The following is a 22,358-nucleotide window of genomic DNA, read 5'->3' as shown; positions in this document are numbered from 1 at the left end:
TTGCCTCCGGCCCGCCGCTTGGGTCGTCGAAGCCGAACGCTCAGCCCTTCTGGTCGGCCCGGCTCACGCCCTCGCCATCCAGATTCTGCGCCACGAAATCCCAGTCGATGATCTTGGTCAGCGCCTCGAGATAGGCCGGACGCTGGTTGCGGTAGTCGATGTAATAAGCGTGCTCCCACACGTCGATCGTCAGCAGCGGCTGGTAATCGTACACGACCGGCGTGTCGGCGTCGTGCAGCGAGGTCACCTTGAGCTCGCCGCCCTCCAGCACCAGCCAGCCCCAGCCGTTCGAGAAGTGATTGGTCGATTCCGCGACCAGCTTCTTGACCAGCTCTTCCTTCGAACCGAACGACTTCTCGATCAGCTCGGCGAGCTTCCCCGAGGGCTCCTTGGGCTCGGGCGTCAGGCCGAACCAGTAGAAGCTGTGGTTCCAGATCTGCGCCGAATTGTTGAACAGCGCCTTGTCGCCCGCTTCCTTGGCGTGGCGGATCACCTCGACCAGCGACTTGCCCTCAAGCCCCTTGTCGGCGACGAAGCCGTTGGTCTTGTCGACATAGGCCTTGTGATGCTTGCCATAGTGGAAATCGAGCGTCTCGGCGGAGATGGTCGGCGCGAGCGCGTCCTTGGCATAGGGAAGCGTCGGGAGTTCGAAAGCCATTACAATACCCTCATCTGTTTTTTGCGAGTGGTGGTTCCGGGGAGCGTAACGCGCGGCCGCACGTTCCGGTCCCCGCCATCTGGGGCCGTCAGATGATGAAAACAAACGCGTTTCCGCCAAAAAATCGTTGCATGTGACAAACGAAAATTGCCGCCCTAAGCTTGGGCAGACCGTGCCGGCGCGGGGGCGTGCCGGCCCAACGGAGGGGACGAAGCATGGACAAGTTTTTCGGTAATCTGAATGCAGTGCTGGGGGTCGGCGCACTGCTCGCGATCGGGCTGATGCTGGCGCCCTATTATGCGCCGCCCAGCGTCGCGCTCGGGCTGTTCCAGTGGCTGCACGTCTTCTTCGGCATCCTGTGGATCGGCCTGCTCTATTATTTCAACTTCGTGCAGATCCCGACCATGCCCAAGATCCCGGCCGAGCTGAAGCCGGGCGTCTCCAAGCATATCGCGCCGGCCGCGCTCTTCTATTTCCGCTGGGCCGCGGCGCTGACGGTGCTCACCGGCCTGATCCTCGCGCATCTCTATGGCGAGCTCGGCGACGCGCTCAAGCTCGACGCCAGCGCCCGGCTGATCGGGATCGGTATGTATCTGGCGCTGATCATGGCGTTCAACGTGTGGTTCATCATCTGGCCGAACCAGCAAAAGGCGCTCGGCCTGGTCGAAGCGGACGACGCGACCAAGGCCAAGGCCGCCAAGACCGCGATGATCACCTCGCGCATCAACACCCTGCTGTCGCTGCCGATGCTGCTGTGCATGGTGGCGTTCCGCTGAACGAGGCGCCCCGGCCGGCTGTTCGACGGCCGCGCCGGGGTTACCCATTTTGACCGAAGTTGACAAAGTTGACGCTCCCTCGTGTGCGCGCTCGCACGCGCGGGCGCGTGAGGGACGGCGAGTTTAACCAGTCGCCAAGGTCGAGCAGTTCAAATCCAACTTGTATCCAACAATCGGCGGGCGGCAGCGAGTTGGCTGTTGGGTGGGTGGGATGCGCTCAAACATCGTCATCCCGGCCTCGTGCCGGGATCCACCGTGAGGCAGGGGATGCACTTGCGCCTCTTGCCCATCACTCGCGGCACGGCAGACCCCGGCACAAGGCCGGGGTGACTGCGTTCATTGGGATTGGCTAGCCCCCCGCCCCCAGCAGCTCATGCCGCTTCAGTGCATGGCGCAACTGGTCATAGCTCAGCCCCAGCGACTCCGCCGTCGCGCGCTGGTTGAAGCGGTTCTCGGCCATCGCGCGGCTCAGCAGCTCGCGTTCGAAGCGGTTGACGCGGCTCTTGAAGTCGCCGGCATAATCCTCGTCGCGCGGCAGCGGGCCGGGCTCCTCGGTTACCAGTTGCACCGGCGCGGCATTGCCGGGGATGCCCATCGGCATCGGCGCGGGGCGATAGGGCGAGGCGAAGGGATCGATCTGGATCTCGTCGACCGGGCCGGACCGTTCCCAGCGATAGACCGAGCGCTCGACCACGTTGCGCAGCTCGCGCACATTGCCCGGCCAGCTGTGATCGGTCAGCGCATCGAGCGCGGTCGGTCCAAAGCCCAGCCACTCGGTCCCGATCTCCGCCGCCATGCGCCGCCCGAAAAATTCGGCCAGCACCAGCACGTCGCCCGGCCGGGCGCGCAACGGCGGCAACGTGACGACCTCGAAGCTCAGCCGGTCGAGCAGGTCGGCGCGGAACGTGCCGCGCTCGACCCGCTCGGGCAGATGCTCGTTGGTCGCCGCGACGATGCGCACATCGACCTGGATCGGCCGTGACGCGCCGATCCGCGTGATCTCGCCATATTCGACCGCGCGCAGCAGCCGGTCCTGCGCCGCCATGCTGAGCGTGCCCAGCTCGTCGAGGAACAACGTCCCGCCATCGGCCTCTTCGAAGCGTCCGGCGCGCGACTTGGTGGCGCCGGTGAACGATCCCGATTCATGGCCGAACAATTCCGCCTCGATCAGCGTCTCGGGCAGTGCTGCGCAGTTCATCACCACCAGCGGCTGATCCCAGCGCGGCGACAGACGGTGGAGGCGCTCGGCGACCAGCTCCTTGCCCGTCCCGCGCTCGCCGATCACGAGCACCGGCCGGTCGAGCGCCGCTGCGCGCGACGCCCGCTCCAGCGCGTCGAGAAACGCACCCGATTGCCCGATGACTTGAGTCGCTCGCTCCATATCCGAACCCTTGGCGGATTTTCCCAACACTTGGCAAGACCCGAGACGGTGTATTAGCCGATTAAGTCTCAAAAGGCCACGCAATTCCGTCACTTTTGAAACTGGCACGGCATCTGCAAAGCTGACGATGTGAATGAGGATCATCGTGACGGGCGAGCCGCATTTCCCAAGGAGTGAGTTTCAGATGGGCATTTTTTCTCGCACGCGCGATATCATCGCGGCCAATTTCACCGACTTGCTCGACAAGGCGGAAGACCCGGCGAAGATGATCCGCATGATCATCCTCGAAATGGAGGAGACTTTGGTCGAGGTCCGCGCATCCGCCGCGCGCACCATCGCCGACCAGAAGGAAATGCGCCGCCACATCGCAAAGCTGCAGAATTTGCAGGAAAGCTGGACCGAGAAGGCCGAGCTAGCGCTGAGCAAGAACCGCGAGGACCTGGCCAAGGCCGCTCTGGTCGAGCGCCAGAAGGCGTATGACATGTGCGACCAGCTTTCCGCGGAGATCGCCGTGCTCGACGACGCGCTGCGCGCTTCGGAAGAGGATATCGGCAAGCTGCAGACCAAGCTGCGCGACGCCCGTGCCCGCCAGAACGCGATCATGACTCGCCTCGAGAGCGCCAACAACCGCGTCAAGCTGCGCGAGATGACCCACGGGTCGAAGGTCAGCGAAGCGTTCAGCCGTTTCGACCTGCTCGAGCGCCGCGTCGATTTCGCCGAGGGCCGCGCCGATGCGCTGAGCTTGGGCGCACCGAAGAAGACGCTGGAGGATGAAATCGCCGAGCTTCAGTCGGCCGAGAAGGTCGATGCCGAACTCGCCGCGCTCAAGGCGCGCCTGAACAAGGAGGGCTGAGACGATGGACGACTTCATTCCAGTGATCGCGATCGTCGCGCTCTTCATCGGCATGCCGTGGATCATCCTCCACTATGTCACCAAGTGGAAGCAGGCGAAGACGCTGACCGGCGAGGACGAGAACCTGCTCGACGAGCTGCACTATACGGCGCGCCGGCTCGAGGATCGCCTGCAGACGATCGAGCGGATCATCGCCGCCGACAATCCCGAATTCCGCGTGCGCGGGCCTGAACTGCCCCCGCTTCGCGAGCTCACCGACTTCGAACGCGCACGGAGGAACTGAAATGTCCGTCAGCCGCACACAGCTTTATCGCGACAAGGCCAATGGCAAGTGGCTTGGCGTCTGCGAGGGCCTGGGGGAATATACCGGCGTCGATCCGCTGTGGATCCGGCTCGGCTTCCTCGCCCTGTTCTTCGCGACCTTCCCGCTGATGTTCTTCGTCTATATCGGCCTGGCGATGGTCACGTCGCAAAAGCCGATCGACCTCTATGGCAGCAACGAGGACGCGAAATTCTGGCAGGGGGTGCGCGCCAATCCACACCGCTCCACCCAGGAAGTCCGCAGCAAGCTGCGCGAGATCGACCGCCGCATGGCCGATATCGAGACCTTCTACACGAGCCGCAACACGCAGCTCGCCGACGAGATCGAACGCCTTCGCTGAGGCGGAGCGCTCAACAGGGGAACGCAAATGTCGTGGAGTGGACCGGGTTTCATCATCGCCATCATCGCGATCTCGACCTTCGGCTGGCTCGTTTCGACCTGGATCCGCGCGAGGCACGGCTATCCGATCGAGAATGAGTGGAGCGGCGTCGCCCACAAGGGCGATCCCGACGCGGCGCGCAAGGTCGAGCTGCTGACCAGCGAGAATGAGCGGCTGACCGGCCAGATCAGCCGGCTGGAAGAGCGGATCGCGGTGCTCGAACGCATCGCCACCGACCCGGCCGAGCGCACCGCGCGCGAAATCGACGCGCTGCGCTGAAGATCAAGAGGGACTGAGAAGATGGAAAAAATCGCCGCACTTCAACTGATCATGCCGGCCGTCGCGATCGTCGGCGTCGCGGGAATGTTCGGATGGATGTTCACCACCTGGCTGCGCGTCAAGAACGGCTATCCGCTCGATGGCGCCTGGGGGCAGGCGATCTATCCGCAGCGGAATGAAGAGATGATCGAGCGGATCAAGCTGCTGAGCCAGGAAAACGCCCAGCTGCGCGCCGAGCTCGGCTCGGTCAAGGACCGGCTGGGCAATGTCGAACGGATCGTGACGGATGGCAGCGTCGCTTTGGATCGCGAGATCGAAGCGCTCCGCGTCACCCGGAATTGAAGGAGTAATTGTGATGATGTTGATCGGATTTTTCGTGGTGCTGGGCGTGATCGGCGCCATTGGCGTCACCCTGTCCGAAATGCGCGACCGCCCCGTGCGCCGCGCCGAGCGGCTGGCGCGCGAAGCCGCGCAGCCCGCCGAATAACAACAGAACAGACCAGAGCAGGAGCCTCACATGAACCCGTTCGAAATGGTGATCGGCATCGTTTTGATCGTGACCGTCGGCAGCATCATCCGCGCCAAGCTGGGGGTCCGCCGCGACCGCCACGGGGGCGAATATGGTGCGAACGATGGCGCCAACACCGCCGAGGCGCGCCGCCTTCAGGATGAGGTCCGCACGCTCAAGGACCGCATCCAGGTGCTCGAACGCGTGATCACCGACAATCACAGCTCGTCCAGCCTCGACCGTGAGATCGAGAAGCTGCGCGACGAGCGCAAGTAACAGCCCAGGAAATGGAGGGCGCGATGACCGACCCGAATTTCTACCTCGTCATGGCCACCGCCAGCCTCGCCGGGCTGGGCATGGTCACCGCCGCGGGCCTTGCCGGCTGGCGCGGCTGGCTCCAGCTCAAGAGCCAGGAGCTCAAGACCGTGCATGGCGGCGACGCGATGCATCCCGCGCCGAGCACCGCCGGCGCGCGGATCGAGATCGCCGACCTGAAGGAGCGCATCCGCAAGCTCGAGGCGATCGCGGCGGGGGTGGATCTCTGATCCGGGTTGGGCGCGGGCGCTAGCCGCCCCGCCGCTTTCCCGCTATCGGGCGCGGCATGACCGCCCCCACCCTTTCCGACCTGCGCGACGAATATGAATTTCTCGACGCCGACGACCGCTACCGGCTGCTGATCGATCTCGGCAAGGCGCTGGAGCCGATGCCCGACGCGCTCAAGACCGACGCCACGCTGGTACGCGGCTGCTCGGCGGCGGTGTGGGTCTATCCGACGCAGACAGACGACGGCAGGCTGCACTTCCTCGCTGACAGCAACGCCGCGATCACCAAGGGGATCATCGCGCTGGTCCTGCTGACCGTGCAGGACCGCCCCGCCACCGACATCCTCGCGACCGATATCGAGGGTGCGCTGGCGCCGTTCGACCTGCGCAACCAGCTGAGCTCGAACCGCACTCAGGGCATCCCCAACATGATCGCGCTGATCCGCGACACCGCGCAGCGCTACGCGGTCAGCTGAGCCCGGCCTCACGCGCGACCGCGTCGAGATCGGCGCCGGCCGGCACGATCAGCCATTCACGGCTCGCCGCGCCGTTGACGACGGTCACGCCGCCGCGCGGACACACGCCGAGGCATTTGACGTCGATCACGCCCGCCGCCGCCTTGCGGCCCTTCTTCAATTGCAGATGTTTGCGCAGCGCCTTGCCCAGCGGCTGCCTGCCCTTCTTGCCGAACCCGCCGTTCAGCCGCTTCGAGCATCTCGCACAGACCAGCACCGCGTTCGTCCAGTTCGAACGAACGCGCGCGTTCAATCCGGCTTCCACTGCCGCCGTTCCTCGGCCGCGCGCAGCACTTCGTAAGCGGTCTGCACGGCCTGGAAGCGCTTCGCCGCCTCGGCATCGTTGGGGCGGATGTCGGGATGGTTTTCCTTGGCCAGCTTGCGCCACGCGCCGCGCACCGCCTCGAAATCCGAGTCCGGGTCGAGTTCCAGCACGTCGAGCGCGCGCATCTCGTCGCGCGAGCGGCTGCCGTCGCCCGGCCCCGCCCAGCTATTGTGCTTGCTCTCGGCAAAGCCGCCCGCGTCGCGCCGCTCGTCCGCTTCGCGCTGGGCCGCTTCCTCGGCGGTCAGGCCCTCGAAGTAATTCCAGTTGCGGTTGTATTCGCCGGCATGTTCCTCGCAGAAATACCAGCGGTCCGGGCTGTTGGGCGACTTGGGCGCGGGCCGGTCGCCGGGCTGGTCGCAACCGTGGCGATCGCACAGCCGCACCTTCACCGCCTCGCGCTCGGCGCCATAGGAACGCCAGCGGGGGAAGCCCCAGTCTACGGATCGGGTGGAACGCGCCATTGAAGCGCAGATAGTCACAGACGGCGCCAATTGCCAGCGTTCCGCGCGGGCGAAACCAGCCGCTTGACGCCCCCGCCCGCCGCCTGTAGAGGCCCCGCTTCGCGCTTGCACGGCCCCTTCGTCTAGCGGTCAGGACGTCGCCCTCTCACGGCGAAAACACGAGTTCGATTCTCGTAGGGGTCACCAGCGATTTTAAAGCCTTAGCGCGAATTCTTCCGCCCCGAGGGCCGGTTTATCCAAAATCACTCTAATATCTTTCTTCGGATTTCGTCGGACGGTTGACCGCGGGCGACCCGGTCTGATGCCCCCTCCGTGCTTCGAAAATCGGGCGCCAACCCGAGCCGGCATCAGACGTCGGAAACGGCCTGCTGCCCGGTCCTGCGAATAGCTCGCCGGCGAACAGTGTCGCGCAGACCGTCCACAAGGATCCACTCATGTTTTTACCCAAAAGCCGCTCGAGCAACCCACAATTCTGAGCAACAAAAGCCGGCAACCCATCGGTATTGCGGGTTACGATGGTAAATGCGGCTTCTCCCAGCCCGGTTCACAAGACTTGACCGTAAGATGCGAAGATGTATCTTACAGTCAAGTCTTGTGAACCGGGCTGGCGAAGAAAGGGCACAGGTTTGAAAGGACTGCAATCGGCTCGTGCGGGGATTAAGGCGATCGCCGGCACTGCCACGGCGCGCACGGACGGCGATCAGGGCCGGGCGCCCGGTGCGCGCTTAGCCACCCCATTTCGAACCTGATGCCGCGATGACCTGGTCAGCCGGGATGTATCTGCAGTTCGCGGCCGAGCGTAATCGTCCGGTTCACGATCTTCTCGCTCGCGTCATGACCAATCCGGTATCCCGCGCAATCGACCTGGGCTCCGGCCCCGGAAACTCGACCGAGATATTGCTCGCGGCCTTTCCCGATGCCCACGTGACGGGGATGGACAGTTCCCCCGAGATGATCGCCGCAGCGCGAGATCGTCTGCCCGACATCGACTTCACCCTCGACGACATCGCGACATGGGTCGCGCCGGGGTGGTTCGACCTGATCCTGGCCAACGCGGCGATCCAGTGGGTTCCGAGTCATGCAACACTGTTACCACGCCTCATGGCAAAGCTCCGCCCGGGCGGTAGCCTTGCCGTGCAGGTGCCCGACAATCTCACCGAGGCGACGCATCGACTGATGCGTCAGGTAGCGGAAGAGGGGCCGTGGTCTGATCGGCTCCTCCCAGCGTTCGCGCCTTGGGAAAATCGGCTGGACGCGGATCGCTATTACCGCATCCTTATGCCTGTCGCGCAATCCGTCGACTTGTGGCGAACCACGTATTTCCATCGACTCCCCAGCCCTGCCGGGATCGTAGAATGGTTCCGGAGCTCGACTCTCCGTGGGTTTTTCGCGCTCCTGACTGCCGATGAGATCGTCGCCTTCGAAGCGCGCTACCAGGAATTGATCGAGGCCGCTTACCCTCCGCTTCCCGATGGGAGCGTGCTGCTACCTTTCCCGCGGCTCTTCTTCGTAGCGCGGCGCTGACCGTGGATCGACCCGATATAGAAGGTGGTGGCGAGAGGTGACTGCGTTCAGCACCAAGAACAGCGCGTGATAGTCCGTCAGCCGGGTTGCGACCCGGCTGAAAAGGTAACGAAGAAAACGATTCTCAACGGACGCCCGCCGGTCTGCCTGCGGATATATCCACCTTTACGGCGAAGCTCAGCTTGGCCAATCCAACCAGCTTCTAGCACTGCCTCCAAGGATTAACGCTCGTTCGTTAGCCGACAAATCCGGATTGTCCTTCACCGCGTGAAGAAGCTCTGCCCATGTCTCGCCGGTCGGATTGACAGTGGCATCACTTGCCCACATGATGCGCTCTGCACCAAATGTGTCGATCGCCTTGCGCAAGAACGGTCGCGCAGCCTCGTTCGGATAGCCTGCCGCGTTGAGCCGAGATGGCGCATGGGCCCATTTGAGCGCGACGTTTGGCCACTCGGCCATGTGAAGAACCTTGTTGAACGACTCTTCCAGCGGTGCACCCGAAAGCGTGGTCCAATAGCGCTCGCTGTCGGGCAATCCTTCGAATTGCACGACCATTGGTACCATCGCCATGCTAGGCGGCATCCCGCAGTGATCGATGATGACTTTGACGTCAGGAAATTTTTCGAGGTAGTGGCGGAGAAGTTCCGAATGGCCGAGCAGCGACACGAAGATCGGAAGGCCGAATTCGGACGCTGCGGCAAAGACGCTGTCAAAACCACCCTCGGCGAAGGCGACCAGTTCCGAGCGAGGCATAGGCGTCGTGATGCGGAGCGCCCGTGCGTAAGTGCTGTCGCGCGCGAACCGCACGACGCTGCGAATTTCGGGATCGTTCGGATCCACCCGCACCAGATAGGAAAATCTCCCGGGATATGTCCATGAAGCGAGTTCGGCCGTGGGTGATGTCGTCCTGATCGCCCCGTCGCCGACGCGATAGGCGGGTTCGCCAGGTTTGGTCCCCCACCATCGGCCCCACCACTCGTCGATCAGCACCGACTTGATGCCGAGCGCGTCCATCGCCGCGAGCTTTTCCGCCGCGCCGCCGGGTCCCAGATGCACCTGAGTGTCAACGATATCCATGCGCATTTCCTCCAAAGCTTGCCATTGCCGATGGGTCGCTCGCTTCAAATGTTATTCATTCCTCAAACCGACGATCTCGGATTCCACACCTCCCCAGATGATGGAACCGAGATCGTCGGGAGCCTTTCGGCTTCAGAAGCCGTAAAGTTCGGCAGCGGTTTGGTAGACGATCTTGTCGCGCACCGCGGGATCGACGCCTTCGAACATGGCGTCGCACATGGCACGTGAGTTCGGATAGGTGCTGATGCCGTGCGGGAAGTCGGTCTGGAACATCAGCGTGTCCTCGCCGAGCAGATCATGGGTGCGGATGGCGACGGTATCGCGCAGGAACGTCAGCTTGATGTTGCGCTTGAAATAGTCGCTCGGCTTCTCCGGGATGCGCCCCTCGAAATCCTTCACCGCGACATTCTGATAGCGCAGCCATTCGAAATCGGCGCGTTCCAGGATGTGCGTTGCCCAGCCGGCTTCATTCTCCGCCGAGATGAATTTGAGCTTGGGATGGCGCACGAACACGCCGCCGAAGATCATGTTCAGCATCGGCCGTACGAAGACCTCATATTTGAGCGGCGACTTGGTCGGATTGCGCCCGCCCGAGGCCTGGATGAGGTTGGTCTTCTTGTTGCGCTCGCGCGCCGTGCCGGCGTGGATGTTGACCGACATGTCGTTGGCGACAGCGGCCTCCCACAGCGGGTCCATGCCCCGCTCATGATATTGCGGCACTCCTTCGCCCGCGACCGTCGGGATCATGATCCCGACATGGCCAAGCTTCTTCGCCCTCTCGAGCTCCTCAACCGCCAGCGCCGGATCGTCATTGGCGATCATCGCGATGCCTTTGAACCGGTTCGGATGAGCGCTGCAGAATTCGGCAAGCCAGTCGTTATACGCGCGCAGCAGCGCCCATTTGAACTCGGCGTCGTCGATCACGTAAAAGCCGAGGCCGAAGATCGTGCAAGTCCGCGCATCGAGCCCAGGCTTCGACCATGGAAGATCCAGGTCACTGAAATTGGAGGACCAGCCGCGCGCCTCTTGCTTGGCTTTCTCGATTTCGTTCACCGAACGCTTTCCCGCCAAATGGACTTAACATCGGCGCGATGCTCAAATCCGTTCTGGGCCTCGCAGCATCTCGCTGGCCTGGGGCATCCTAGAACCAATTTCCTTTCCCCGTCATGGGCAGCTCGGCAAATTAGATATGTGATGAAAGTCAGTGAACAGTCATTGAGCCAAATCGTGAGAAGTATCATCCATTTGCGAGCACTGGCGCATATTGTCCAATCACCCGACGCAGATATCGCAATTTCAGCGTGTAAATGACGATAACTACTCCCCGCTCTATCACATTCATGATCTTACGCCGCCTCGGACCCCAATCGATAATTCCATGATACACGGGCCGAACATTGATCGATTCTCATGAAGGCGGGAACGGATGAGCGAAAGCACCACCCATATAGAAGACTTTCCGATAAGGCTGCGTGGCAATTCCTTCGACGACTTCGCGGTCGGGACTGTGTTCGATCATCATTGGGGCCGCACGATTGAACAGTCGGATAATATCCTGTTCTCGCTGACCACGCTTCAGTTCAACCCGCTCTTCTTCAACCGCGAATATGCCAGGGCGGACGGTCACCACGACATCGTGGTCGCCTCCATGCTGGTATTCGCCACGGTATTCGGCCTGTCGGTCGAGGATCTGAGCGAGCGCGGCGGCGCGTTTCTGGGCGTGGACGACCTGTCGTTCGAACGTGCGGTACATGTCGGCGACACGCTCACCGCACGCTCGACGGTGCAGGCGCTGCGGCCGTCGAAGAGCGACACCAACTATGGCATCGCCACCTGGCTGACCGAAGGATTCAACCAGCAGGGCGAGCGCGTGATCGTTTTCACGAGAAGCAATCTCGTACCCCGCAGGGATGCCAAGCTATGAGTTTTTCGCTGACCGACGAACAATTGATGATCCAGACCGCGGCGCGTGATTTCGCGATGAACGAAGTGCTGCCGATCGCCAATGAATATGATCCGGAGCGGCGCGACATCCCGCAGTCCCTGCTCGCGCAACTTTCCGAAATGGGCTTTTTCGGCATTACCATTCCGCAGGAATATGGCGGCCTGGGCCTCGGCTGCATGGAATATTGCCTGGTCACCGAAGAGCTTTCGCGCGCATGGATGAGCGTCAGCAGCATCATCCGCCCGATGCTCGGCTATAAGGCGATGACCGAGGCCCAGAAGCGCAACTACCTTCCCAAAATGGCCACCGGCGAGATGCTCTTCGCCTTCTCGATGTCCGAACCAGGCACGGGGTCGGACATTTCTGGCCTTTCGACGCGAGCCGAGCGCGACGGGGACGACTGGCTGATCACCGGCAACAAATATTGGTGCACCAATGCCGACGGGTCGGATGCCATCCTGGTGCTTGCCCGGACTGAACCGGTCGACAAGGCCAGGCCGCACCAGGGGATTTCCGCGTTCATCGTCGAAAAGCCGCGCGGTTCGCTCCCACAGGGCTGCGCCGGCGCGCCGATCCCGAAGATCGGCTATTTCGGCTGGAAGACCTGGGAGCTGGCGCTCGACCAATGCCGCGTGCCGCACGCCAACATGGTGAGCGAGCCAGGACGCGCCTTCTACCTCGCGACCAGCGGCCTCGAAGTCGCGCGCGCCCACACGGCAGCACGGGCGATCGGCCTTGCGCGCGGCGGACTGGAAGACGCGCTGAAATATGCGCAGGAGCGCGTTCAGTTCGGCCGCGCCATCGGCGAATTCCAGGCGATCCGCTTCAAGCTGGCGCAGATGGCGACCGACATCGAAGCGGCGCGTCAGTTGCTCTATTCCGTTTGCCGCAAGATCGACACCGGCGTTCGCTGCGACGTCGAGGCGGCGATGGTGAAGCTGTTCGCGACCGAAATGGCGGAGCGCGTGACGTCCGAAGCGCTGCAGATCCATGGCGGTGCCGGATACACGACACATTACGCCGTCGAACGCCATTGGCGCGACGCGCGCCTAACAAAGATTTTCGAGGGTACGTCCGAGATTCAGCTGCGTGTGATCTCCGACCGACTGCTGGGGAAGCCTGCCAAATGACCACCGCAAAACTTACCAGCCCAGACAGCTATTTCGAGGATTTCTCACCGGGTCAGCGCATGCGCCACGTCCGCGGAAAGACGATCGGCGAGAACGAGACCGTCATTCTGGCGCATCTGACGATGAATACCGCACAGGGGCATTTCAATGCCCACAATATGGCGGTTTCAAAATTCGGGCGGCGCATCACCTATGGCGGCGTGACGGCGTCGATCGTCGTCGGCCTTGCCAGCGAGGACACGTCGGAAAACGCACTGGCCGACGTCGCTCTCGACAAGCTGCGGCTCAAGACGCCTGTGGTCGAAGGCGACACGCTCTACAGCGCGACCGAAGTCCTGTCGTGCAGCTCTTCGGACCGTCCAGATGCCGGGCTGGTCACATTCAAGCATTATGGCTTCAATCAACGCGATGAACTGGTGTGTGAAGTCGAACGCACGGTTCTCATCCGCAACCGACCGGCCACGGCCTGATGAATTTGGCCCCGCCAGGCGCCCTGGAGGGGATGCGCGTAATTGACCTGACCCAAGTGCTCGCGGGTCCCTTTTGCACGCAAATTCTGGCGGACCATGGCGCGGAAGTGCTGAAGGTCGAACCGCTCAAAGGGGACGAGACGCGCAAGCTCGGCCCCTATCGCACGGATGATGAGTTGCGTGAGATCAGTGGCTATTATCAGAGCGTGAACCGCAACAAGAAGAGCATCGCGCTCGACCTGAAGTCGCGCGAGGGCCGGCAGGTTCTGCTCAAGCTGATCGACAGCGCCGATGCCGTGGTCGAGAATTCGCGCGGCGGTGTGATGGAGCGGCTTGGCCTCTCCTATGAGCTGTTGTCGACACGTAATCCCAAGCTGGTCTACGCGGCGATCCGCGGCTTCGGCGATCCGCGGTCGGGCGAAAGTCCTTACGCCGCCTGGCCGGCCTTCGACATAGTGGGGCAAGCGATGGGCGGGATGATGGGCATCACCGGACCGGACGCCGATACACCGGTCAAGGTCGGTCCGGGCGTTGGCGATCTCATTCCGGGGCTGTTCGCCGTGATCGGCATTCTCATGGCCATGATGAAGGCCAGGCAGTCTGGGCTCGGGCAGTTCGTCGATGTCGGCATGGTGGACTGCGTGCTGGCCACCAGCGAGCGGATCATCAACCAATATAGCTATACCGGTCGCGTTCCCCGGCCCGAGGGAAACCGGCATCCACTTCTATGTCCCTATGGCGTCGTAAAAGCGGCGGACGGCTGGCTTACGCTGAGCGCGCCGACCGATGATTTCTGGCGCAAGCTGCTGACGCTGATCGAGCGGCACGATCTGGCGGAAGATCCGCGATACGCCGCCAATGGCGCCCGGCTGGAACGGCAGGACGAAGTCTATTCGATCGTCGAGGCCTTCACGCGCACCAGGACCAAGGCCGAACTGACCGAGCTGTTCGGCGGCGTCATCCCGTTCGGTCCGATCTACGATGTGTCGGACATCTTCGCCGACCCGCATTTCCGCATTCGCGAAATGCTCGTCGAGGTCGAGCAGCCGGGATCTGCGACCCCCGTCACTGTCGCGGGCGTGCCGATCAAGATGAGCCTGACGCCCGGCCGGGTGCGCCACCGCGCCCCGCTGCTCGGCGAGCACACGCGCGAGATACTGGAGGCAGCCGGTTATGCCGGTGACGCCGCCGACCGCCTTTTCAAGCACAACATCGTCAAATAGGAACGCCATGAACTACCAACGCCCCGTCCGTCGCCGTCGCGTGCAGCTTGCCGTACCGGCTTCAAGCGAAAAGATGCTCGTCAAGGCGGCAGCGTCCAACGCGGACCATGTCTTTCTCGACCTCGAGGACGCGGTCACGCCGCGCGAGAAGGTATCGGCCCGCGCAAAGGTGATCGATGCGCTCAAGAACCTCGACTGGGGCGACAAGACGCGCTGCGTGCGGATCAACGATCTCGGCACCGAATGGTGCTATGAGGACATCATCCATGTCGTTGAACAGGCGCATGAGCATCTCGACACGATCATGCTGCCCAAGGCGCGCTGCGCATCCGACCTGCTGTTCGTCGACACGCTGTTGTCGCAGATCGAGAAGCGGCTGAAGCTTACCAAGAAAATCGGCCTCGAAGTCCTGATCGAGGAAGTCGATGGCATGCGCAACGTCAACGAAATCGCGTTCGCCACGCCGCGTCTCGAAGCGCTGATCTTCGGCTTCGGCGATTACTCGGCGTCGATGGGGATGGACCCTGTCATCCTGTACGGCAAGAGCAGCTATCCCGGCGATCCTTGGCATTATGGCCGGTGGCAGCTGGCGATCGCCGCACGTTCGGCGGGAGTGGATGCGATCGACGGGCCATTCCCCGGTCTCAAGGATACCGAGACCTATCGCGAGGAATGCATCCGCTCGCAGTTGCTCGGATTCATCGGCAAATGGGCGCTTCATCCGGTCCAGATCGACGTGGCGCTGGACGTGTACACACCCGACGCAGAAGCCGTGCGCAAGGCCCGCGCCATGATGGCGGAATATGCCAAGGCAGAGGCCGAGGGTGTGGGGACTATCTCCATCGATGGCCAGATGGTGGATGCCGGGACCATACGCATGCAGCAAGTTATCTTGCAGCGCGCCGAACGGGCCGGGCTGTAGCGCCGCCGAACCGGAAAATGCGAGGTGTTCGATGGACGAGTTGACCAAAAGCGCGGGACGCTTCGTCGCGGAGCTGCGCTACGACAACCTTCCGTTCGCCGCGGCGGAGACGGCGATGATCGGCATTGCCGATTGCGCGTCGGTTATCCTGCTCGGGCTCGACGAGCCGGTGACGTCGATCGTCGCCAGCGGCGCACCACGGTCGGACGATGCCAACGCCTTATGGGGAAAGTTGCGAACGACTGTCGATTATGCGGCCTTGCTCAACGCGACCTCGGCACACTCGCTCGACTATGACGACACCAGCGGCGAAAGCCATCCAAGCGCCGTGCTGTTCCCTGCCCTACTTGCCGCTGGCGAGCCGTTTGCCAGCGGCAAGGACGTCATCACGGCCTATGTCGCTGGCTATGAAATCTGGTGCGAACTCGTATCGAGAGACAGGGACAAGCACCACGTAAAAGGCTTTCACCCCTCGGGCATTTTCGGGTCGATCGGGGCTGCGGCAGCGTGTGCCAATCTGCTGCGTCTTAACGCCGAACAGACCTCTGCCGCACTGGCAATCGCCGCTTCCATGTCAGCGGGTCTGGTCGCGAATTTCGGTACGATGACCAAGCCGTTTCAACTCGGGCGCGCCGCGCAGAGCGGGGTGTTGGCGGCTCAGATGGCAGCGCGCGGAATGACCGCAGGGCTCGACGCGCTGGAGCATCCGGGGGGGTTTCTTTTAGCCTTTTCTCCATCGGGTCAGGTCGATCGTGAAACTGCCCCCCGCTTTGGCGAGGCGTGGCGGATCCTTACCGAAGGGCTGAATATCAAACTCTATCCTGTCTGTTATGCAGCGCATCGACTGATCAATTCGGCCCTGGCGATGGACGGCCTCGCGGAAGGCCGCATCGACGCGATTCGAGCCATCCGCGTCCACCTGGGAAAAACCCAGTCGCAGATCCTTCGTTACCGCATGCCGACCGACGGACTCGAAGCAAAATTCAGCGCCGAATTCGCGGTGGCGGCCGCGATCATCGCCAGCAATGTCGGCCTGCGCGAACTCGACGACACCTATGTCCGCCGGGCGGATGTCGTGAAGTTGATGCGATGCACGCAGCGGATCGAAAGCCACGAAGTCGATCCGGACCAGGCGCTGTTCTCGCCGGCGGACTGGGTCGAAATCGAATATGACACCGGCGAAGTCCGGACCGGTCCACCAGTCCGCTTCCCCCTCGGTCATGCGCGCAATCCCGTGTCCGATGCGAAGCTGTGGGCAAAGTTCGAGGAGTGCACGCAAGCGCGGCTGGACGCTGCCGGACGCAAGGCCCTGTTCGGCCGCCTCGATCAACTGCACGGCCTGGAAAAGATCTCGCATTTGTATGATCGGACGGCGTGACGGCGGTGGCACGTCATTCCGACATAAAAGCAGCCCAGCGGGGTCCGGCATGAACGATACCGTCAAATCCGCGCGCCGCGTTCTGGAAGTGCTGGAATATTTCGCCGAACGTCAGCGACCGGCGACGGTCCAGGAAATCAGGCAAGCGCTCGACTATCCCCAATCGAGCACCTCGGTCCTGCTGCATTCGCTGACGACGCTGGGCTATCTCAGCCAGGAGCCGGGCACGCGCCGCTTCCAGCCGACCATCCGCATCGCCCTGTTGGGCTCCTGGCTGATCGAGCAAGCCGGGCGGGGACGAAATCCCCCAGCCATGATGCGCCGACTGAGCGCCGCGACCGGCGACATGATCCTGCTAGGCACGCAACAGGGCATGAATGCTGTCTACGTAAAGATCGAGCAGGCGACCAATCCGATCCGCTTCCACATGAAGCAGGGCGCCTGTCGCCCCTTATGCACGACCGCAATCGGCCGCGCCTTGCTTTCCAGCAAATCCGATACGGAAATCGGCGCGATCGTTCGCCGCGCGAATGCCGAACGAGAAGCGGGCGATCCGCTGATCTCGCCGGCTGAGGTCCTTGATGCGGTCAGGCACGGACGCAAGCTGGGCTATTTCCTCACCAAGGGGATCGTGACGCCCGGTGCGGCGGTCATTGCAATGCGCCTCGACGGATTGGGTGATCATCCCCCATTGGCCGTCGGCATCGGCGCACCGGTCGACCGGATCGAAAGCGAGCTGTCGAATTTCGTGGAATTGCTGAGAATAGAGGTCAGACAGGCCGCTCCGCGAAAGGCCCCATCGACTTCACACCCTCAGCACGCGAACAGCTGACGTATCAATATTGCCGTAACTGGCTTTGGTAAAAACCGTCATTGCGTCGCGCCTCAGCCATCTGCGGCGCGTGATCGAGTAGCGCACCATCCACCCGCAGCAACTGCGCAGTGATGTAGAATGCGTCGTCCCAAGCCAGAAACGCGACGGCTTTCGCCATGTCCTCCGGCAAGCCGAGCCTTGGCAGCATGCAATGCTGCGCCAGTTTCGCTCCGGTGGGTCCGACACTGTTTTCCCGCGAACGCGATGCATTCACGCCTACTTCCTCATCGGTTGCTAGCGGCAGGAGGCCAACAATCTGGCGCGGTTGACGCAAACCATCACATCCTTGATCGGCGCATTCAGATAGCACCCGTGAACGTCCCCGGTCGTTTCTCCAGCACCGCGGAAATGGCTTCGAGGTGATCGGGCTGCAGTTGGAGCGCCGCCTGCATCTGCGCGGCATCGGTCAGGCTCCGTTTGAAGCTGCTATTCTCCATCTTGCGAAGCAGCTGCTTCGTCCCGCGCAATGCGTTGGGCGGCAGGGCAACGATCCGCCCGGCCATTTCCGTTGCGGCATCGACCAGCTTGCCATCCTCCGCCACGGCATTGACCAGTCCCCAATCCAGTGCCGTTTGCGCGCCCACGGGCTGCGCCGTGAGCATCATTTCCTTGGCGCGCGCGAGGCCGATCACACGCGGCAGAAACCACGCGCCACCATCGCCCGAGATAAGCCCCACTCGCACAAAGCTTTCCGCAAAGGATGCGTCGGGGGCCGCGATACGAATATCGCACATTGCCGCCAGGTCGCAGCCTGCGCCGATCGCATGGCCATGAACGGCCGCGATCGTGACCACGTCGAGATCATGGAAGGTCGCTGGGATGCGTTGAATTCCCGTCTGGTACCAGACGGCGAGTTCCGGCTCGGTCAGCTTCTGCGTGGCCGTCAGGTCACGAAGCTCATGCAGATTGCCACCCGCGCTAAAGCTTTTCCCGGCACCAGTGATGATCACGCAGCTCACCGATCGGTCGGCATTCGCCGTTTTCAGCCCGTTGACCAATGCCTCGACCACATCCGCCGACAAGGCGTTATGCGTTTCGGGCCGGTTCAGTGTGAGGGTAACGAGCCGTCCCGATTGTTCGTAAAGAACCGACATAACACGCTTCTCCATTCGGCCGGATTGGGCTGAATTCGCCGTAATCCCATATTTCACTGGAATTGCGGATATCAGTGTCCGGCCAATCGCGCATCTTTGGTCCGTATACAACGTACCGGGGAATGATCCGGAATGTGATATCACGCCCCCGATCACGGCAATTTCTTTCGCCGATGGGCTGACGATGCCATTGCGCATTCCGCTGCGGACCGAAACGCAGCCAAGTTCTAAATCAGGACGCGTTGATCAGGCCGGAGGACAAGTGAGTTGAGCCAATTCATCTTCCCGATCGCGCCGGAAACGCAGGAAGAACGATCGCTACGGAGCCGTGTCAGGTTGTTCCTGGAAACGGAGCGAGCGGCGGGCGGATTCGAACCTGCAGCCGATTGCTGGGTAAGCGGCGTCGCGCCGGCATTCAGCCGCAAGCTTGGCCAGATGGGCTGGATCGGGATGACTTGGCCGAAGGCCTATGGCGGCCACGCCCTGCCCACGCTGCACAGGCTCGTCGTCACCGAAGAGCTTCTGGTCGCCGGGGCACCGGTCGCCGCGCACTGGATCGCGGATCGCCAGTCAGGCGCCCAGATCCTGAAATTCGGCACCGAGCAGCAAAAGCAATCGATCCTGCCGCGCATCGCCGCGGGTGAATGCTACACCTGTGTCGGCATGAGCGAGCCGCAAGCGGGTTCCGACCTGGCCGCGGTCACGACCAAGGCGACGAAGACGCCGACCGGCTGGACCTTGAGCGGACGGAAGATCTGGTCGACGGTTGCGCACATCTCCAGCTACATGCTCGTTCTGGCGCGAACATCGCCCGCCGACGGAAAGAACCGGCATGTCGGCCTTTCGCAATTCCTGGTCGATTTAACATTGCCCGGGATCGAAATCTCCGGAATCCGCGACATCGCCGGTCACACGCACTTCAATGAAGTCGTGTTCGACGATGTTCAGCTCACCGACGATGCACTGCTGGGCACAGAGGGTAATGGCTGGGCGCAATGCATGGGCGAGCTCGCGATGGAGCGCTCCGGTCCCGAACGCTTCCTGACCACATTCCTGCTGCTGGAGCATGCATTGGCCACGATGCCCGAAGCCATCCCGCCTGTGATTGTCGGTGACCTTATTGCGCGCCTGAGCACGCTGCGCATCATGTCGCGCGGGATTGCGTATCGCCTGCAGGCGGGCGAGCATCCCGACACTGAGGCCGCGCTCGTCAAGCAACTCGGCAACGCGTTCGAGAAGCATCTGTTCGCAACCATTCGAGGCATCATTGCAGCGCGTCCCGAGGCCGAGGTGCCGGTGGCGTTGCTGCGCCTGCGCGACGAGGTCCAGCTTCGCCTGCCGGCCAACACGCTGCGCGGCGGGACGACCGAAATCCTTCGCGGCGTGATCGCCCGGCAGCTGGGTGTACGCTGATGGACGCGATGCTGGAAACGACGGCTACACGCATCCTCACCGATCACAGGGAGTCGCTCGACGCCGCCTGGGTCGCGCTTGAGGGAAGCGGCCTGACACGGCTCTGGGTGAGCGAAGCGCATGGCGGGTACGGGATGGCGCCCGCGGAAGGCTTCGGCCTGGCGCGGCTGGCGGGCGCTCATGCGCTGCCCGTGCCGATCGCCGACACGCTTGTCGCTTCCTGGCTGCTTAGCGAGGCCGGGCTGCAGTCGCCCGTTGGCAGGATGAGCGTCCTCATCGAAGGATGGCAGCGCGGCATACCGTTTGGCGACGGCGCCGATCATGTGGTTCGCGTTCAGGGACGTTCGCTGACCCTGCATCGCGGGCCGATCGCCAGCGCCTATGCCGCTGTCGGCGAGGATCCGCTGAGCGATGCTGGCGCCCTTACGGGGGCTGTCATCGCGACTGGTGAGCTGCACCATGACATTGCCCTGCCCCTCGCCGCTCTTACGCGCGCGGCGCAGATGTGCGGCGCCCTCGAGGCAGCCTTGACGCTGAGCATCGAGTTTGCCGGGCAACGTATCCAGTTCGGCCGGGCGCTGTCGAAGTTTCAGGCGATCCAGCATTTGCTGTCCGAGATGAGCGCAGAGGTTGCTGCGGCAAGTGCGGCGCTGGACGCTGCCGTCGCCACAGTGCAGCCCGGGACGCCTCTCGACCTTCAAGCGGTCGCGGTCGCAAAATTCCGGGCGGGACTGGCGGCAGGCACCGTTTGCGAGCACGCGCATCAGATCCACGGCGCGATCGGCTATACGCAGGAATATGCCCTGGCCCGCCTGACCCGCCGCCTGTGGCAGTGGCGCGAGGATTTCGGCGGCGAAAGCTATTGGGCGACGGAACTAGGCCGCGTGGCGCTGCGCAACCAGACGCCGTTATGGCCGCAACTTACCGCAAGGGGGGAATGATGGCCGGACGCTGGTTCGACGAATGGCAGGTCGGCGACACGATCCGGCACCCGATCCGGCGCACCGTGACGGAAACCGACAATCTGCTGTTTTCGACAATGACGCACAATCCGCAGCCCTTGCACCTCGATATCGAAGCTGCCCGGGCCAGCGGCTTCGGCCAGATCCTCGTCAACTCGACCTTCACCTTCGCGCTGATGGTCGGCCTGTCGGTCGGGGAGACGACGCTTGGTACACTCGTCGCCAATCTCGGCTTCGACCAGGTCGTCACGCCAAATCCGGTCTTCATCGGCGATACGCTTCATGCGACGAGCGAGGTGGTCGAACTGAGGGAAAGCAAATCGCGGCTCGATGCGGGCATCGTCACCTTCCAGCACTGCCTTTATAATCAGCGTGACGAAATCGTCTGCAAATGCCTGCGAAGCGGACTGCTGCAGAAACGCCCGGTTGCGGAAATCTCGCAAGTCCCCCCTCCATTGGAAAATATTGCATGAAGCTGAAAGATGTCGCTGCAATCGTAACGGGAGGCGCTTCGGGCCTGGGCGGGGCGGTCGCCACAATGATCGCCGCCAGAGGCGGAAAGGTGACGATCGTCGACCTTGCCGAAGAAGCGGGCCGCCTCCACGCAGCGGCCATCGGGGGACGCTTCATACGCGCCGACATTACATGCGATGACGATATCGATGCAGCGTTCGATGCCGCCGAGCAGGCACATGGCGTGGCGCGCATCCTGGTCAATTGTGCCGGGATTGCAACGGGCATGCGCACCGTAGGTCGCGACGGCCAGCCGCATTCGATGGCGCTGTTCCGCAAGGCAATCGACGTCAACCTGATCGGCACGTTCGCAATGATCAGCCGGTTCGCTGCGCGGCTGTCGGCTACACCGCTGTTGGGCGAGGAGCGCGGCGTGATCGTCAACACGGCCAGCGTAGCGGGCTATGACGGCCAGATCGGGCAGGCCGCCTATGCGGCGTCCAAGGCCGGCGTGATCGGCATGACCCTGCCGCTCGCCCGCGATCTGTCGCAGGCGGCGATCCGGGTTATGGCAATCGCGCCCGGGATCTTTCGGACACCGATGGTGAGCGGATTGCCACAGGGCGTGCAGGATTCGCTCGGCAAGCAGGTGCCCTTTCCAAGCCGATTGGGCGAGCCTGAAGAATTTGCCGAACTGGTTGCCGCAGTCCTCGCGAATCCCATGCTCAATGGCGAAGTCATCCGCCTCGACGGCGCGATCCGCATGCCGCCAAAATGAGCCATCTGGCCGCGGAATAAGCGTCCTGCTGATCGCCAGGCGATCCCCCAACACTTGACGATAAGATTCATTCAAGTATCTTATTGGATATCGCACCTCATCGTGTGAGAGGGAGA

Annotated in this window: 30 protein-coding genes and 1 tRNA gene; 23 read left to right on the top strand and 8 right to left on the bottom strand. The window is 62.7% G+C overall.

What is annotated here, in order from left to right; all coding sequences use genetic code 11:
• Positions 1 to 40: 40 nt before the first annotated feature.
• Positions 41 to 658, bottom strand: a complete 618-nt coding sequence (locus M9978_RS13555) for a superoxide dismutase (RefSeq protein WP_254294073.1) — start codon at positions 656 to 658, stop codon at positions 41 to 43.
• A gap of 215 nt (positions 659 to 873) precedes the next feature.
• Between M9978_RS13555 and M9978_RS13550 the strand changes: the two genes are divergently transcribed.
• A complete protein-coding gene (locus tag M9978_RS13550; protein WP_254294072.1) occupies positions 874 to 1,434 on the top strand; it encodes a urate hydroxylase PuuD in 561 nt (186 codons plus the stop codon).
• A 349-nt stretch (positions 1,435 to 1,783) separates the two neighbouring features.
• Here the strand turns inward: M9978_RS13550 and pspF are convergent, their stop codons facing one another.
• A complete protein-coding gene (gene pspF / locus M9978_RS13545) occupies positions 1,784 to 2,815 on the bottom strand; it encodes a phage shock protein operon transcriptional activator (protein ID WP_254294071.1) in 1,032 nt (343 codons plus the stop codon).
• A 184-nt stretch (positions 2,816 to 2,999) separates the two neighbouring features.
• On the opposite strand from pspF, the gene pspA reads away from it, so the two are divergent.
• Genes pspA through M9978_RS13505 form a run of 9 tightly spaced genes read left to right on the top strand, consistent with a single transcriptional unit; the run spans position 3,000 to position 6,174 of the window.
• Complete coding sequence (gene pspA / locus M9978_RS13540; protein ID WP_254294070.1) at positions 3,000 to 3,668, top strand: phage shock protein PspA; 669 nt, start codon at positions 3,000 to 3,002, stop codon at positions 3,666 to 3,668.
• A gap of 4 nt (positions 3,669 to 3,672) precedes the next feature.
• A complete protein-coding gene (gene pspB / locus M9978_RS13535) occupies positions 3,673 to 3,951 on the top strand; it encodes an envelope stress response membrane protein PspB (protein WP_254294069.1) in 279 nt (92 codons plus the stop codon).
• A gap of 1 nt (position 3,952) precedes the next feature.
• Entirely contained in the window at positions 3,953 to 4,330 is a 378-nt protein-coding gene (gene pspC / locus M9978_RS13530; RefSeq protein WP_254294068.1) for an envelope stress response membrane protein PspC, read from the top strand.
• Positions 4,331 to 4,357: 27 nt separating this feature from the next.
• Positions 4,358 to 4,648 (top strand): hypothetical protein, encoded by a 291-nt coding sequence (locus tag M9978_RS13525; protein WP_254294067.1) that lies wholly within the window; start codon positions 4,358 to 4,360, stop codon positions 4,646 to 4,648.
• Positions 4,649 to 4,669: 21 nt separating this feature from the next.
• Positions 4,670 to 4,990: a hypothetical protein gene (locus tag M9978_RS13520; RefSeq protein WP_254294066.1), complete on the top strand. Its 321-nt coding sequence runs from the start codon at positions 4,670 to 4,672 to the stop codon at positions 4,988 to 4,990.
• Positions 4,991 to 5,003: 13 nt separating this feature from the next.
• Entirely contained in the window at positions 5,004 to 5,135 is a 132-nt protein-coding gene (locus tag M9978_RS23170; protein WP_302054005.1) for a hypothetical protein, read from the top strand.
• 30 nt (positions 5,136 to 5,165) lie between these two features.
• Positions 5,166 to 5,432: a hypothetical protein gene (locus M9978_RS13515; protein ID WP_254294065.1), complete on the top strand. Its 267-nt coding sequence runs from the start codon at positions 5,166 to 5,168 to the stop codon at positions 5,430 to 5,432.
• 23 nt (positions 5,433 to 5,455) lie between these two features.
• Positions 5,456 to 5,701, top strand: a complete 246-nt coding sequence (locus tag M9978_RS13510; protein WP_254294064.1) for a hypothetical protein — start codon at positions 5,456 to 5,458, stop codon at positions 5,699 to 5,701.
• A 56-nt stretch (positions 5,702 to 5,757) separates the two neighbouring features.
• Complete coding sequence (locus M9978_RS13505) at positions 5,758 to 6,174, top strand: SufE family protein (protein ID WP_254294063.1); 417 nt, start codon at positions 5,758 to 5,760, stop codon at positions 6,172 to 6,174.
• Here the strand turns inward: M9978_RS13505 and M9978_RS13500 are convergent.
• On the bottom strand, positions 6,167 to 6,466 hold the full coding sequence (locus M9978_RS13500; RefSeq protein WP_254294062.1) for a (2Fe-2S) ferredoxin domain-containing protein: 300 nt from the start codon (positions 6,464 to 6,466) through the stop codon (positions 6,167 to 6,169). The genes M9978_RS13505 and M9978_RS13500 overlap by 8 nt on opposite strands.
• Positions 6,463 to 6,999 carry a J domain-containing protein gene (locus M9978_RS13495; RefSeq protein WP_254294061.1) on the bottom strand — a complete coding sequence of 179 codons (537 nt, stop codon included), beginning with the start codon at positions 6,997 to 6,999 and terminating at the stop codon, positions 6,463 to 6,465. Before M9978_RS13495 ends, M9978_RS13500 begins: the two co-directional genes overlap by 4 nt.
• 111 nt (positions 7,000 to 7,110) lie before the next feature.
• Between M9978_RS13495 and M9978_RS13490 the strand changes: the two genes are divergently transcribed.
• Positions 7,111 to 7,185 (top strand) — tRNA-Glu (locus M9978_RS13490).
• A 570-nt stretch (positions 7,186 to 7,755) separates the two neighbouring features.
• A complete protein-coding gene (gene tam, locus M9978_RS13485) occupies positions 7,756 to 8,523 on the top strand; it encodes a trans-aconitate 2-methyltransferase (protein WP_302054004.1) in 768 nt (255 codons plus the stop codon).
• 177 nt (positions 8,524 to 8,700) lie between these two features.
• On the opposite strand, the gene M9978_RS13480 is transcribed toward tam, so the two are convergent.
• Together M9978_RS13480 and M9978_RS13475 are read right to left on the bottom strand one after the other, a co-directional pair.
• A complete protein-coding gene (locus tag M9978_RS13480) occupies positions 8,701 to 9,600 on the bottom strand; it encodes an amidohydrolase family protein (RefSeq protein ID WP_254294058.1) in 900 nt (299 codons plus the stop codon).
• Positions 9,601 to 9,732: 132 nt separating this feature from the next.
• On the bottom strand, positions 9,733 to 10,653 hold the full coding sequence (locus M9978_RS13475) for an amidohydrolase family protein (protein WP_254294056.1): 921 nt from the start codon (positions 10,651 to 10,653) through the stop codon (positions 9,733 to 9,735).
• Between the two features lie 373 nt (positions 10,654 to 11,026).
• On the opposite strand from M9978_RS13475, the gene M9978_RS13470 reads away from it, so the two are divergent.
• Genes M9978_RS13470 through M9978_RS13440 form a run of 7 tightly spaced genes read left to right on the top strand, consistent with a single transcriptional unit; the run spans position 11,027 to position 17,500 of the window.
• Positions 11,027 to 11,524 carry a MaoC family dehydratase gene (locus M9978_RS13470; RefSeq protein ID WP_254294053.1) on the top strand — a complete coding sequence of 166 codons (498 nt, stop codon included), beginning with the start codon at positions 11,027 to 11,029 and terminating at the stop codon, positions 11,522 to 11,524.
• A complete protein-coding gene (locus M9978_RS13465) occupies positions 11,521 to 12,675 on the top strand; it encodes an acyl-CoA dehydrogenase family protein (RefSeq protein ID WP_254294051.1) in 1,155 nt (384 codons plus the stop codon). Before M9978_RS13470 ends, M9978_RS13465 begins: the two co-directional genes overlap by 4 nt.
• Positions 12,672 to 13,145, top strand: a complete 474-nt coding sequence (locus tag M9978_RS13460; RefSeq protein ID WP_254294049.1) for a MaoC family dehydratase — start codon at positions 12,672 to 12,674, stop codon at positions 13,143 to 13,145. Before M9978_RS13465 ends, M9978_RS13460 begins: the two co-directional genes overlap by 4 nt.
• Before the next feature lie 32 nt (positions 13,146 to 13,177).
• On the top strand, positions 13,178 to 14,368 hold the full coding sequence (locus M9978_RS13455; RefSeq protein WP_254294047.1) for a CaiB/BaiF CoA transferase family protein: 1,191 nt from the start codon (positions 13,178 to 13,180) through the stop codon (positions 14,366 to 14,368).
• A 7-nt stretch (positions 14,369 to 14,375) separates the two neighbouring features.
• Positions 14,376 to 15,290, top strand: coding sequence for an HpcH/HpaI aldolase/citrate lyase family protein (locus tag M9978_RS13450; RefSeq protein ID WP_254294045.1), 915 nt, complete (start codon positions 14,376 to 14,378; stop codon positions 15,288 to 15,290).
• Positions 15,291 to 15,321: 31 nt separating this feature from the next.
• A complete protein-coding gene (locus M9978_RS13445; protein ID WP_254294043.1) occupies positions 15,322 to 16,668 on the top strand; it encodes an MmgE/PrpD family protein in 1,347 nt (448 codons plus the stop codon).
• Positions 16,669 to 16,717: 49 nt separating this feature from the next.
• Positions 16,718 to 17,500, top strand: a complete 783-nt coding sequence (locus tag M9978_RS13440; RefSeq protein WP_254294041.1) for an IclR family transcriptional regulator — start codon at positions 16,718 to 16,720, stop codon at positions 17,498 to 17,500.
• 4 nt (positions 17,501 to 17,504) lie between these two features.
• Here M9978_RS13440 and M9978_RS13435 read toward each other — a convergent pair whose 3' ends face one another.
• Together M9978_RS13435 and M9978_RS13430 are read right to left on the bottom strand one after the other, a co-directional pair.
• On the bottom strand, positions 17,505 to 17,816 hold the full coding sequence (locus tag M9978_RS13435) for an SDR family oxidoreductase (protein WP_254294040.1): 312 nt from the start codon (positions 17,814 to 17,816) through the stop codon (positions 17,505 to 17,507).
• Between the two features lie 25 nt (positions 17,817 to 17,841).
• Positions 17,842 to 18,651: an enoyl-CoA hydratase-related protein gene (locus M9978_RS13430; protein WP_254294038.1), complete on the bottom strand. Its 810-nt coding sequence runs from the start codon at positions 18,649 to 18,651 to the stop codon at positions 17,842 to 17,844.
• A gap of 252 nt (positions 18,652 to 18,903) precedes the next feature.
• Between M9978_RS13430 and M9978_RS13425 the strand changes: the two genes are divergently transcribed.
• From M9978_RS13425 to M9978_RS13410, 4 genes are read left to right on the top strand one after another with little or no spacing between them, the layout of a single operon-like run.
• A complete protein-coding gene (locus M9978_RS13425) occupies positions 18,904 to 20,049 on the top strand; it encodes an acyl-CoA dehydrogenase family protein (protein ID WP_254294036.1) in 1,146 nt (381 codons plus the stop codon).
• Positions 20,049 to 20,990, top strand: coding sequence for an acyl-CoA dehydrogenase family protein (locus M9978_RS13420; protein WP_254294034.1), 942 nt, complete (start codon positions 20,049 to 20,051; stop codon positions 20,988 to 20,990). The genes M9978_RS13425 and M9978_RS13420 overlap by 1 nt, the downstream gene beginning before the upstream one ends.
• Positions 20,990 to 21,484, top strand: coding sequence for a MaoC family dehydratase (locus M9978_RS13415; protein ID WP_254294032.1), 495 nt, complete (start codon positions 20,990 to 20,992; stop codon positions 21,482 to 21,484). Before M9978_RS13420 ends, M9978_RS13415 begins: the two co-directional genes overlap by 1 nt.
• Positions 21,481 to 22,242 (top strand): SDR family NAD(P)-dependent oxidoreductase, encoded by a 762-nt coding sequence (locus M9978_RS13410; protein WP_254294030.1) that lies wholly within the window; start codon positions 21,481 to 21,483, stop codon positions 22,240 to 22,242. The genes M9978_RS13415 and M9978_RS13410 overlap by 4 nt, the downstream gene beginning before the upstream one ends.
• The last annotated feature ends 116 nt before the right edge of the window (positions 22,243 to 22,358 follow it).

This window comes from Sphingomonas tagetis, assembly GCF_024211275.1.
In the GTDB taxonomy this organism is placed as follows: domain Bacteria; phylum Pseudomonadota; class Alphaproteobacteria; order Sphingomonadales; family Sphingomonadaceae; genus Sphingomonas; species Sphingomonas tagetis.
Note: the sequence above shows the minus strand (reverse complement) of the source record. Positions and strands in the feature narration are given on the sequence as shown.